General features: G+C 63.8%; 10 protein-coding genes. 4 read left to right on the forward strand and 6 right to left on the reverse strand.

The annotated features are described in order from the left end of the window. Positions 1-45 precede the first annotated feature (45 nt). Positions 46-1,635 (forward strand): M28 family peptidase, encoded by a 1,590-nt coding sequence (locus NW855_RS06845; protein ID WP_414508615.1) that lies wholly within the window; start codon positions 46-48, stop codon positions 1,633-1,635. Further along, positions 1,632-2,150 carry a cupin domain-containing protein gene (locus NW855_RS06850; protein ID WP_414508616.1) on the forward strand — a complete coding sequence of 173 codons (519 nt, stop codon included), beginning with the start codon at positions 1,632-1,634 and terminating at the stop codon, positions 2,148-2,150. Before NW855_RS06845 ends, NW855_RS06850 begins: the two co-directional genes overlap by 4 nt. Here NW855_RS06850 and NW855_RS06855 read toward each other — a convergent pair. After that, positions 2,147-2,437, reverse strand: coding sequence for an FtsB family cell division protein (locus NW855_RS06855; protein ID WP_414508617.1), 291 nt, complete (start codon positions 2,435-2,437; stop codon positions 2,147-2,149). The two genes, NW855_RS06850 and NW855_RS06855, sit on opposite strands and share 4 nt — an antisense overlap. 158 nt (positions 2,438-2,595) lie before the next feature. Between NW855_RS06855 and NW855_RS06860 the strand changes: the two genes are divergently transcribed. Beyond that, a complete protein-coding gene (locus NW855_RS06860; protein ID WP_414508618.1) occupies positions 2,596-3,474 on the forward strand; it encodes a hypothetical protein in 879 nt (292 codons plus the stop codon). 7 nt (positions 3,475-3,481) lie between these two features. On the opposite strand, the gene NW855_RS06865 is transcribed toward NW855_RS06860, so the two are convergent. Genes NW855_RS06865 through NW855_RS06875 form a run of 3 tightly spaced genes read right to left on the reverse strand, consistent with a single transcriptional unit; the run spans position 3,482 to position 6,920 of the window. Continuing rightward, positions 3,482-4,246 carry a RecB family exonuclease gene (locus tag NW855_RS06865; protein ID WP_414508619.1) on the reverse strand — a complete coding sequence of 255 codons (765 nt, stop codon included), beginning with the start codon at positions 4,244-4,246 and terminating at the stop codon, positions 3,482-3,484. Continuing rightward, entirely contained in the window at positions 4,239-5,630 is a 1,392-nt protein-coding gene (locus NW855_RS06870) for a GAF domain-containing protein (protein WP_414508620.1), read from the reverse strand. The genes NW855_RS06865 and NW855_RS06870 overlap by 8 nt, the downstream gene beginning before the upstream one ends. 60 nt (positions 5,631-5,690) lie before the next feature. Beyond that, entirely contained in the window at positions 5,691-6,920 is a 1,230-nt protein-coding gene (locus tag NW855_RS06875) for an ATP-binding protein (protein ID WP_414508621.1), read from the reverse strand. Positions 6,921-7,067: 147 nt separating this feature from the next. Between NW855_RS06875 and NW855_RS06880 the strand changes: the two genes are divergently transcribed. Continuing rightward, entirely contained in the window at positions 7,068-9,845 is a 2,778-nt protein-coding gene (locus tag NW855_RS06880) for a UPF0182 family protein (RefSeq protein WP_414508622.1), read from the forward strand. 152 nt (positions 9,846-9,997) lie between these two features. On the opposite strand, the gene NW855_RS06885 is transcribed toward NW855_RS06880, so the two are convergent. After that, positions 9,998-10,603 (reverse strand): 5'-nucleotidase C-terminal domain-containing protein, encoded by a 606-nt coding sequence (locus NW855_RS06885; RefSeq protein WP_414508623.1) that lies wholly within the window; start codon positions 10,601-10,603, stop codon positions 9,998-10,000. 29 nt (positions 10,604-10,632) lie between these two features. Further along, positions 10,633-11,712, reverse strand: a complete 1,080-nt coding sequence (gene prfB, locus NW855_RS06890) for a peptide chain release factor 2 (protein WP_414508624.1) — start codon at positions 11,710-11,712, stop codon at positions 10,633-10,635. Positions 11,713-11,957: the final 245 nt, after the last annotated feature.

Below are 11,957 nucleotides of genomic sequence, written 5' to 3' on the forward strand. Positions count from 1 at the left end.
GCTGCGCCCTTCCGAGTGCTTTGCCACAAGTGGTACAATACGGTCATGAGACGCTTTCTGTCGCTGAGCCTCGCGCTGTGGCTGATGTGGGCGTGGGCGGACGCGCCTGCGTGGATCAGCCGCGCCGAGACCATCACCCCGACCGACCTGCGCGCCCACTTGGAGTTCATCGCCTCGGACGAGCTGGAAGGGCGCGACACCCCCTCGCGCGGGCTGGACTTGGCGGGGATGTATATCGTGTCGCACCTGCAACGCTGGGGGGTGAAACCCGCAGGCGAGAACGGAACCTACTATCAGACGCTGCGATTTCGCACGGACGCCATCAACGCCGCCGAGTCGCGCATTCGGATTGGGGGGCAGAGCTTCGAGTACGGAGTCGGCTTTGTAGCACGCCCTGTGGCAATCGACGCAACTGCGCCGCTGGTCTATGTCGGCAACGGCTGGTCGAACCCCGAAAAGGGCATCGACCCCTACGCGGGGCTGGAGGTGCAGGGCAAGGTGCTGGTGGTGCAGGCGAGCTACCCGAAGGAGGTCTTCGAACAGGGGCTGGAGGCGGCGGAAGCGGCAGGCTGGCGCTCGCCTGAACAGAACGCCGAAGAGAAGGGCGCACTGGCAATCCTGCGCATTGACCCCTCGGATATGGAGCGCATCGAACGCATTGCCCGCGCGTGGAGCCAGCGGCGCGGGGTGGAGGGCTTGCAGCCGATGAGCAGGGTTCCCGTGATTGTTGCCTCTGCGCCGATGCTGAACGCGCTGTTTGCGGGCGAGCAGGTCTCCGCCGCCGAGCTAATCCGACGGGCAATTGATAACGACCCTGCGCCGTCGTTCGCGCTCAGCCCCAACAAGCAGATTGCCATCACGCTCCGCGTGCAGACGCGCATCGACACTGCGCGGAATGTGATTGGCGTCATCGAAGGCGCTGACCCTGTGTTGAAGCGCGAGTATGTCTCTATTGGCGCGCACTTAGACCATGTGGGCGTCTCTACGCGGGGCGAGGGCACAAACCGCATCTTCAACGGCGCGGACGACAACGGCTCTGGCTCCGTCGCGCTGCTGGAGATTGCCGAAGCGTTCGCCACAGGACCCCGCCCGAAGCGTTCCATCCTTCTGCTCTGGTACGCTGGCGAGGAGCGGGGACTGCTCGGCTCGCGCCTGTTCGTGGAGCGACCGACCGTGCCGCTGGAGAACATCGTCGTGAACCTCAACATGGACATGGTGGGGCGCAGCAAGCAACCTGGCGACACGAACCCGCGCAACCGCGACCTGTCGGGACCGAACGAGGTCTATGTGATTGGACCCAACATCGCCAGCCCCGACATCGGCGCGGTACTCAAGCGCGTGAACGACCAGTACCTGCGGATGGAGCTGAACCCCATGTACGACTCGCTGAGCCACCCCGAGCAGCTCTTTTTCCGCAGCGACCACTATAGCTTCGTGAGCAAGGGCATCCCTGCGGTCTTCTTCTTCACGGGCTTGCATGCGGACTACCATCAGGTGACAGATACGGTGGAGAAGATTGACTTTGAGAAGATGGCGCGGGTGGCGCGCACGGTGTTTGGGCTGGCGTGGGAGCTGGCTGACGCGCCTGAGCGACCTGCGCGGGTGAACCTTGAGGGCTTGCTACGAAGGCAATGAAACCGAGCGCAGAGACGATGGCGCAGGCTGCCGAGGCGTTGCAGGACGCGCTTCGGCGGCTACATATCCCCTTCGACGCGGCGCAGTTCCAGTGGCAGGGGATTGTGCCCGTGCAGTATAAGGAGCATGCAGGCGACGCGCGCGGGCTGGGCTGGCGCGGGGTGACGCGCTACAGCCTCGGACGCCCCCCGTATATTGAGGCGAGTTTCGCGCTGCGCTACTTTGAGATTGCGCCTGACGGCTACTCCAGCTTGGAAAAGCACGCGCATGTGCATCTGGTGGTGGTCGTTCGGGGGCGCGGGCGCGCGCTGGTGGGCGAGCGCGTGTTCGAACTCCAGCCGCTGGACATCGTGTATGTGCCGCCGCTTATGCCGCACCGCTGGGTGAACCCCTACGACGAGCCGTTCGGGTTCCTTTGCACCGTAGACGCCGAGCGCGACAAACCGCAGCCCGTCTCCGATGCGGAGTGGGATGCGCTGCGGGCGAACCCTGAGACTGCGCCGTATGTGTTTTAGGGGCGATTGATGCGCAGTGGCTCCTCGCCTTTGCGCAGCCAGCCGCGCTGTCGGGCGAGCGCCTCGCGCCCCAAGTCGGTCTGCACGCGCTTCAGCTCCGCTTCTAAGGCGCGCTCTTCTGCGTGCAGTCGCGCCAGCTGCTGCTCCAGCTGGGCGTTCTCGGTACGCAGCGTGCGCCAGTGGGCGAAATACTCGGCTGTGCGCGGCGTCGTGCCAATCAGCAGCCCCGCCGCCAGCAGCCAGAGCGCAACGCTCCAAAGTCCATAAACCCTCCCTGTTTTTGCCATCGTCCGCTCCGTTGCGCAAACTATACCACAGGCTGTATCCGATTCCTGCTGATTTTACAAGCGATTGGGGGCAAATTGTAGATAATTCAGCCCTCCGTTGCCCAACTGTGAAATTGGGTATAATAACAGCGCAGCAATTCGATACAGGAGGAAAGGCGATGCGACGGATACTGTTACCGATTGCCGCGCTCTACGCGGCGGCGTGCGTGACTGCGAACGCGCAGGTGCTGTATTCAACGGGCTTCGAGGAGTTCACTCTCGGACCGATTGTGAACCAGTTCGGATGGGAGCAGCAGCTCTCCAACACGGGTGGGCGAGGCGATGGCAGCATCGTGGACAACTTCGCCCGCTCTGGGGACAAGTCGTTGAAGATCACGCCTATCAGTGGCACTGGAATAGGCTCCAACTGGTGGTGGCGATATAGCCCGCACGACACATCTGCAAGCCCCAATAAGATTATCCGTATCAAATGGGACATGTACCTGACCAGCTCTTCAGTGCAGGGAGCTTACGGTATCGATGTCTACAACGGTGCGGGCGTGCTAACAAGGGTCTGTTCGGCGCGCGTGTTGGAAAACAATCAAGTGCAACTTATCTATTTTGAGAACGGCACAGCGACGATGATTTCGAATCTCAACTTGTTTGCTCAGCGTAACCGATGGAACCGCTTCCGAATGGACATCGATTACACAACGCGCACTTTCAAGGTCTACTTGAATGGCGTCGATGTCGATCCGAACGGAAACTATCCGATTCAGTATAGCGCGGGTCCTGTCTTCGGCGATGCGGATGTTTGGTTTGTGAATCCGAACGGCAACGCCAACGACTCGGCATACTACGACAACTACTATGTGGCGGCGATTCGCGCGGTGGTCGACGGGGATGTCAACGGCGACGGCTGCGTGGACGACGCGGACTTGCTGGCGGTGCTGTTCAACTTCGGCTCGGACGACATCGTGAGTGATGTGAACGACGACGGCACAGTCGACGACGCGGACTTACTGACGGTGCTGTTCAACTTCGGCAGCGGCTGCTAATCGGCGTCTACTCTGCGTGCGTAAGCCCTAACTTGCGCACGCAGAGTTCCAGGAACTCACATCCCGCGCAGTGGGGGATCCAGCGCGGCGCAAGCAAATCCCAGTCCTCGTCCAGTATCTGCGCAACCAGCGCGTCGAGCAGGTCGCGAAACTCGACGAGCGCGTCGGCGTCCAGTGACACGGCGACCTTTTTGTTGGGGCGCAGGGCGTAGATGGCAATCCACAGCGGGCGGTCGGGGTAAATCTCTTGCAGCAGCAGCGCGTAGCAGTGCAACGCGAAGTCGTTGCGCACCTGCTCTTCGTCGATCTCGGCGCGCCCGCTTTTGTAGTCGATAATCTCCAGCGCGCCGTCGGGGTGTTCATCGACGCGGTCGATGCGCCCGGTGAGGATGTAGCGTCCCATATCGCGCCGCAGCGTCCGCTCCGTGAACAGCACGACCGCTTCGGTAGACTGCACCGCCTGCGCTTCGTAGTATTGGCTCGCCAGCGCGTGCCCATGCTGCTTGAACGCTTCGCTCTGCTGCGCCGATTCGAAGCCTGCATCGCTCCAGAGGCGCTCCAGCGCGTGGCGGAACTCGTCGGGCGAGAGTCTCTCCGCGCCGCCTGCGGTGTGAAAAAACTCCAGCGCGCGGTGCAGGTTCGCGCCGAAAGCAAACGCAGGGTTCGGACGGCGCATCCATCGCCCGTAGGGGGTCATGTACGCCCAGTGGTACTTGATGCGGCAGGTGAGGTAGGTGGTGAGCTTGGTGGGGCTGAAGGTCGGCTTACGCATGCGTGCGCTCCAGCGTGTGCAGGCGCAGCGCGCCTGTGTTCGCGAGGGTGAACAGCAGCTCCACCTCCGACAGGGTGAACTCGCGCGGGGTGGTCGTGAGCAGCAGAATCGCGCCCAGTGTGCGCTCGGCGACCTGCAACGGCGCAGCCAACGCGGAGGCGAACCCGCCAGGCAGTGGCTCCTTGAGGTTCTGCGGGTGCTGCTCCAAATCGGGCGCGGCGATCGGCGCGTTGAAGGCGTAGACCCAGCCCGGCAGGCTATATTGCGCGTCGGGGCTGTGTGTTAGCAGCGTCTCGCTGAGCGGCTCGACATACACGGGCGCAAGTCGGTCAGGCTCGCGGCGGCTGGGCAGGTACACGACGGTGTAATCGTGCGGGATGAGTTCGTGCGCGGTGCGGCACAGCAGGCGCAGCACCGCGCGCAGGCTCTGCGTCTCGCCCAGCTGGAGCGACAGGTCGTACAGCTTCGCCATGTGCTGGGCGCGCTGGGCGGTCTGCTCGTACAGCAGCGCGTTGGAGAGCGTGAGCGCGATGTGCCCCAGCAGGGGGGGCAGCCACTCCAGCGCGTCGGGCGCGTCGGCAGGCAGGGCGAGCGCGAGCAGTCCCAGCGGCTGCTCGGCGAGCGCGAGCGCGTAGGCGCGGTAGCGTCGCCTGCCCCAGATGGTCTCCACAGGGGCGTCCGTCCAGCTTGTAGGCAACTCGTCGGGCGCAATCTGTTCGGGCAGGGCGTCCCCGCCGTACTGCGTCGCCAGCAGCAGCGCGCGGCGGTTCTCGTCGTAGAGCCACACGCCGCCCCCTTCGGGCGCGACCTTGCGCATCAGCGATTCGACGGTCTCCAGCGCGTGCGGCAGGCTCAAGTCCGCGCCGAGTCGCTTCGGCAGGCGGCTGAGCCACCCCAGCGCGCGCTCGCGCTGCTCCAGCTGGGTCTGCGCGTGCTGCAAGCGCAGCAGCAGCTCGATGGGCGCGGCAATCTGCCCCAGCAGGTCAAGGTGCGCGTCGTCGAACGGCGCGGGGCGGTTTAGCAGGGCAAGCGCGCTTTTCGGCAGGCTCGGCAGCGGGATGGCGATGCCTGTGGCGACTGCGCCAATCGGCTCTTGGTAGGTCTCGGCGGAATAGCGCCACACTTCGCGGTTCAGCAGGGTGGGGGCGACGAGCGCGTCGGTCGGGCGCAGGCGGAAGCCGCGCAGCTCATCGGCGCGCTCGCCCGCAACATAGGCGAACTCCACCCCCTCGCCGCTGGGGTCGGGCAGGAACAGCACCGCAACCTGCGCGGCGGTCGCTTCGAGCAGCCAGCGCAGCGCGTTTTCAATCGCCTCGCCTGGGGGCGCGCCCTGCTCCAACCCCGACAGCCACACGCCCCATGCAGGCTGACCCGCGTCGCCCAACGGTTATCTGCCTCCTACAAAATTAAGTGTACCCAAAAACTGTCGGAATAGCGACAGACACTAATCGCGCCACAGGGTTTGCAGCGGCGACGCCCACAGCCCTTCGCCGAACGGAACTTGCGTCACGCCCAGATAGAACACGACGCCCCCTGCCCAACGCTCGCCTGCCCACGCGCGAAACGCGCGCAGGTGGCGAAAGTCGTTCGTTTGCATTGTCGCCGACGCCTTCACCTCGACGCCAAACAGCCTGCCCGCTGGGTCTTCCAGCACGAAATCCACCTCCTGACCTTTCGCCGTGCGCAGATGGTACAGCTGGTAGGTTTCAGGGGCGCAGGCAATCTGTTTCAACAGCTCCATGCCGACGAAGTTTTCCAGCATTCGCCCGCGCAGCAGGTCGTCTTCGGCGAGGCGCGTCTCCGTGTAGTTCAGCAACGCCAGTGCAAGCCCCGTGTCGTTGAGCATCACCTTGGGCGACTTGAGCAACCGCTGACTGATATTGGCGTACCAGGGGGGGACGCGCACGACTACCATCAGCGTCTCCAGCAGCGCGAAGTACCGTTGCAGCGTGGAGTGCGGGATTCCCGACTCGCGCGAGAGGCTGGCTAAGTTGAGGCTCTGGCAGGTCTGCGCCGCCAGCAGGCGTAGCAGGCGCGCCAGATCTGCGGTGCGCTCTATGTCGGCGAGTATCTGCACATCGCGCGTCAGGAGCGTGTCGGCGTAATCGCGAAGTCGGAGCTGACGCCGACGCGGGTCTGCGATGGCGACGGCTTCTGGGTAGCCGCCCTGCACAACCCGCGCCCAGATGTCGCTCAGCGGCTCGTAGGTCGCCATCTGGAACGCGCCCGTGAAGGCTCGCGTCAGCCAGTGCGGTTGCGTGCCCTCCAGTTCGCCTTGCGAGAAGGGGTGTAGCGTTAGGGTCGCTATGCGCCCCACCAGCGCATCCGCCACGCGCGGCAGCGTGAGCGGGTTCGCGGAGCCTGTCAGCAGGAACATCCCTGCTTGACGCTCGGCATCGATGCGTCGCTTGAGCGGCAGCAGCAGTTCGGGCGCACGCGGCACCTCATCCACCACCGCGCCCAGCGGCAGGTTGTCCACGAAGCCCTGCGGGTCGGCTTGCGCCGCTTGGAGAGTCTCAAGGGTGTCCAGCGTGTAGTAGGCGCGCAGCGCGCCAGTGTTGATTAGTTGCTGCGCCAAAGTTGTCTTGCCCACCTGCCGCGCCCCGTTCAGGAACACGACGGGCGCAATCGCAAGCCGTTCCAGAACCCGTTCCGTGAGATGACGGGGTATCATTGTGGGTGAATTTTACCCACGCGATGGGTAATTTTCACCCACTCAGCCTTAGTCGCTTGAGAACCTCCCACAACGGCGGGCGCGTCCACAGCCACTCCACCTGCAGCCAGAAGCCCTCCAGCACGCGGCTGGGGTACAATACCCCGTATGGAAACCCGTCAGAGAGTCGCGACAGGCGTCATCGCCGCCGTCTTGCTCGTGATGCTGTTTGGGGGCACATTCGTCAACCTGTACACCGATTACTTGTGGTTTGTGCATGATGTGAAGTACCCCCAGATTTTCGGGCGCATTCTCGCGCTGCGGTGGGTGCTGTTTTTGGCGGCGGCGATTGGCTTTTTCCTGTTCGCGCTGGTGAACCTGCTGATTGCCAATCGGGTGGCAGGGGCAGCGGACGCGCCCGACTTAGCTGTGCGCGGCGGGCGAATCGTGCGCATCACGCGCGCCGTACGCCGAGGCACCTACTACCTGCTGATTCTGGGCGCGGGGGCATTCGCGCTGTTTGTTGGCTTAAGCGCAAGCGCGTACTGGAACGACCTGATGCTGTTCCAAAACGCGCAGGCGTTCGGCGTCAAAGACCCGCTGTTCGGGCAGGATGTCGGCTTCTATGTGTTTCGGCTGCCGTTTCTGTCGTTTGTGTCGGGGCTGGTGGTCTTCACGACGCTGATTGCGCTGGTGGGGGTCGGTGCGTTCTACTACTTCAATCGCGCGTTGGGCTGGCTGGGCGGGATGCCGACCTTTCTGCCGTCGGTCAAGCCGCACATGCTGATTCTGGCGACGCTGTTTCTGCTGGCGTTCGCGTGGTACTTGTGGCTGGCGCGGTACGACTTGGTGTTCTCGGAGCATGACCAGTTTTTCGGGGCGGGCTACACGGATGTGCATGCGCGGCTGCCGATTCTGAACATCACGGTGTTCGGGCTGCTGGGCGCGGCGGTGTTGTGCTTGATTAGCCTACGGCGCGGGGCGGGGCTGCTGCTGCCGATTGGCGGATTCGCCGTTGTGCTGCTGTTTTGGATTGCGGCGACGCTGATTTATCCGCCGTTGGTGCAGCGGTTCGTGGTCGTGCCGAACCAGTTGGAGCGCGAGACCGAGTATATCGAGCGGCATCTGACCTTCACGCGCCGCGCCTACAAGTTGGACACGATTCGCGTGCAGCCGATGGATGTGCGTGAGGACTTGGTTCCCGCCGATTTGCGCGGGGCGGAGGGCACGCTGGAGAACCTGCGCTTGTGGGACTTCCGCCCGCTGCGGCAGGTCTACAACGGGCTACAGGCGCTGAAACCCTACTATGCGTTCGTGGACATCGATGTGGACAGGTATCGAGTGAACGGCGCGTTGCGGCAGGTGCTGTTGTCGGTGCGCGAGTTGAACTTGGAAGGGCTGCCGCCCGCCGCGCAACGCTGGCAGAACCTGCACCTGCTGTATACGCACGGCTACGGTGTAGTGATGAACCCCGTGAACGAGGCGACCAGCGATGGGCAGCCCGTGTTCTGGATGCGCGATCTGCCCCCGCGCACGCCTGAGTACCTGCCGCTGAAGAACCCCGCCGTCTACTTCGGCGAGAACATCGACCGCTACTCCATCGTGCGCACGCGGTTGCAGGAGTTCGACTACCCGCGACTCACAGGCGCGGAGGGCGAGGAGAATGTCTACACGACCTACAGCGGCGACGGGGGCGTGCCGATTGGCGGCTGGCTGACGCGAATGCTGTTTGCGATACGGCTGTCGGATCAGAACATCCTGCTTTCGGGCGACCTGGCTGCCGAGTCGCGCCTGCTGTTTCGGCGCAACATCCGCGAGCGCGTGCAGGCGATGCTGCCGTTTATTCGCTGGGACGAAGACGCCTACCCCGTGATTCACGACGGCGAGATTGTGTGGATTTACGACGGCTACACCTTCACGCGCAACTACCCGTACAGTCGCCCGTTCCTCTCGCGCGATCGGGTCGTGCGCCAGTTCAACTATTTGCGCAACTCGGTCAAGGCGACGATTCACGCCTACACGGGCGAGGTGAACTTCTACATCGCCGACGAGACCGACCCGATTATCCGCGCCTACGCGCGGGCGTATCCGGGCGTGTTCAAGCCGCTTGCTGAGATGCCCGCAGGCTTGCGCGAGCATGTGCGCTACCCGATTGACCTGTTCGAGGTGCAGGCGCAACTGCTGGAACTCTACAACACCACGGACGCCCGCGTGTTTTTCAACAAGGCGGATGCGTGGGCAATCGCCCGCGAGATTCTGGAGAACAACGAGACCGTGCCGATGACGCCGTACTATGTGATTATGCAGCCGCCGGGCGAGTCGCAGCCGCGCTTTATGCTGACCTTGCCGTTTACTCCGCAGCAGCGCAAGAACTTGGTGGCGTGGCTGGTGGCGCACTGCGACCCCGACCGCTACGGCGAACTGGTGCTGTACCGTTTCCCCAACCAGCGGCTGGTGTACGGTCCCGAACAGATTGACGCGCGTATCAACCAGAACCCCGACATCGCGCAGCAGTTGAACCTGTGGAACCAGCAGGGGTCGCAGGTGTTTCGGGGCAACCTGTTGGTCATCCCGCTGGGTCGGGCGATGCTGTATTTCAAGCCGATATACCTACGGGCGCGTTCGGAGGGCGCGATTCCCGAACTGAAGAAGGTGGTGCTTGCCAGCGGCGACCGCGTGGTGATGACCGACACGGTGGAGGAGGGGCTGCAGTTGTTGCTTGCCGAGCGCGCGGGTCGCACGCCGCCGCGTGTGGCGCGGGACGGCGAGACGGCTGCCCCGCCGACGGCGCCGACCGCGCCCGCCGACCTGCGCAGCCTGGCGCGACAGGCGAACCGCATCTACCGCGAAGCGCAGGACGCCCTCAAAAACGGCGACTGGGCAGCTTACGGCGAGCGCATGCGCCGCCTGGAGGCAATCCTGAAGCAGATGGAGGCGGGGCAGTGATTATACCAATCGCGCAGCCAAAGTTCACAAAAACGAGTATGCCCGATAACCCCCTCCTTAAGGTTCCCCCTGCTCGCAGGGGGAACCGAGTGACGCGCAGCGCGGTTCCCCCCGATTCGCGAGGGGAACCTTAACGAGGGGGCTACATCAAACTATGCGTCGGACGCCTTCCACGCAGGCTGACTGAGCAGCGAGCGCTGCCACTTGCAGTAGTCGCGCACGACATCGGCGACTGTGCGCCCTGTGCTTTGCGCAATCTGGTCGCGGCTCCAGACGCGGAAGTAGCCCAGTGCGCCGCGCGCCATCGGCGCGGTGGTCGCCACCCTGTAGACGCGCTCAGGCTCCAACTTCGCGCCTGCAATCACTACGCTCACCACGCGCTTGCCGGGCTCTGCCTTCGGGTCGAAGCGCACCTCTGCGCCCGCCAGTTGCAGAAAAGCGTTGTTTTTCTGCGGGTAGAGTTCGAGCGCGCGCTCCAACGCTTGCAGAATCTGCGCCCCGCGTAGGCTCAGCACCACCACCTCGTCGTCGGGGTGCGCGAGCGACTTGATGAGGTCGTCCGCCGTGAAGCCCGTCGTCGGCGCGGACGCCGACTCGTTAAAAAACGCCGCGCCGAGCAGCGCCATCTCCGCGCCCGTCGCCGAACGCATCGCCTCCACGATGGTTTGCGCCACAGGATTCGAGCGCTCGCCGACATTCGCCAGCGGCTCCCCCTGCGACAGACCGACCTGGCTCCAGCCCACAGCCAGAGTCAGCACCACCCATCCCAACACCAACCAAGCCAATCTCATCGTTGTCCCTCCGTACTCGCTTCGACGGCGGAACGCCTCGAAGCATTCCACCTTAAATACGCTTCGATGAAGCCATCAATCTCACCCTCCAGCACCGCCTGCACATTGCCCGTCTCGTAGTCCGTGCGGTGGTCTTTGACCAGCGTGTAGGGCTGCAAGACATAACTTCGGATTTGGTGTCCCCATTCTGCAGGAGCGACCTCGCCCTTGAGTTGGCGCATCTTTTGTTCCTCTTGGCGGCGGTAGTATTCGGCGACGCGCGCCGCCAGCACCTTGAGCGCGACCTCTTTGTTCTGGTGTTGCGAGCGTTCGTTCTGACACGAGGCGGTGATGCCCGTCGGGATATGGGTTGCCCGCACCGCCGACTCGGTCTTGTTCACATGCTGTCCGCCGTGTCCGCCCGCGCGGAAGGTCTCGATTTTCACCTCTTCGGGCTTGAGTTGGTACTCGCTCTGTTCGACCTGTGGCATCACTTCCACCAGCACGAAGGAGGTGTGGCGTCGCTTGTTGGCGTCGAAGGGCGAGATGCGCACGAGTCGATGCACGCCGTGTTCCGACTTGAGCAGCCCGTAGGCGTACTCGCCCTCAATCAGCACGCCGACGCTGGAGTAGCCCGTGACAGTGCCAGGCGATTCGTCGACGATTTCGGCACGGAAGCCGCGGCGTTGCGCCCAGCGCAGGTACATCCGCAGCAGCATCGCTGCCCAGTCGCACGCTTCCGTGCCGCCCGCGCCCGAGTTGATTTCCAGAATCGCGTTGTGGGCATCGTACTCGCCGCTGAGCAGCGTCACCAAGTCGAGTTGCTCCACCTCGTGCTGCAGCAGGGCGACCTGTGCGCTCACATCCGCCGCCGTGCGCTCGTCGTACTCCATCTCCAGCAGGCTGAGCCACTCGTTCAGTTCGTCCGCCTGCGCCATCAGCCGTTCCACAGGCTCGATACGGTTGCGCAGGCGGGCGAGTTGTTGCATCGTCCCCTGCGCTTCGGCGGGGCTTGCCCAGAACTCTGGCGACTCGCTGGCGCGTTGCAGGCGTTCGATTTCCGACTTCAGGCGGGCGAGGTCAAAGATGCTCGCCAATCGCCTTCAGGCGACGGCGAGCCTCCTGAATCGTCTCACTCAGCGTGCGCAGATCCGTCATCGAGAACAGTATACCCGCTTGCGTTCGTCAGGCGCGAAATCCCCCCACTCCCAGCCCTCTCCCCCCTTGTCACGGCTGATAAGGGTACATCGGTTCGGCACAGAATCGCTGCGGCAAGGGCTATTTTTCCCAGCGCAAGCGTGAACGGGTGGGCGCGCCTTTTTGCCCTCACCCCCTTTGTCCC

It is taken from the genome of Synechococcus sp. RC10B2, assembly GCF_047502635.1.

Bases quoted from the DNA above. Each gene is read 5' to 3' on its own strand.
- NW855_RS06845 (WP_414508615.1), top strand. From the start codon at position 46: ATGAGACGCTTTCTGTCGCTGAGCCTCGCGCTGTGGCTGATGTGGGCG.
- NW855_RS06850 (WP_414508616.1), top strand. From the start codon at position 1,632: ATGAAACCGAGCGCAGAGACGATGGCGCAGGCTGCCGAGGCGTTGCAG.
- NW855_RS06855 (WP_414508617.1), bottom strand. From the start codon at position 2,437: ATGGCAAAAACAGGGAGGGTTTATGGACTTTGGAGCGTTGCGCTCTGG.
- NW855_RS06860 (WP_414508618.1), top strand. From the start codon at position 2,596: ATGCGACGGATACTGTTACCGATTGCCGCGCTCTACGCGGCGGCGTGC.
- NW855_RS06865 (WP_414508619.1), bottom strand. From the start codon at position 4,246: ATGCGTAAGCCGACCTTCAGCCCCACCAAGCTCACCACCTACCTCACC.
- NW855_RS06875 (WP_414508621.1), bottom strand. From the start codon at position 6,920: ATGATACCCCGTCATCTCACGGAACGGGTTCTGGAACGGCTTGCGATT.
- NW855_RS06880 (WP_414508622.1), top strand. From the start codon at position 7,068: ATGGAAACCCGTCAGAGAGTCGCGACAGGCGTCATCGCCGCCGTCTTG.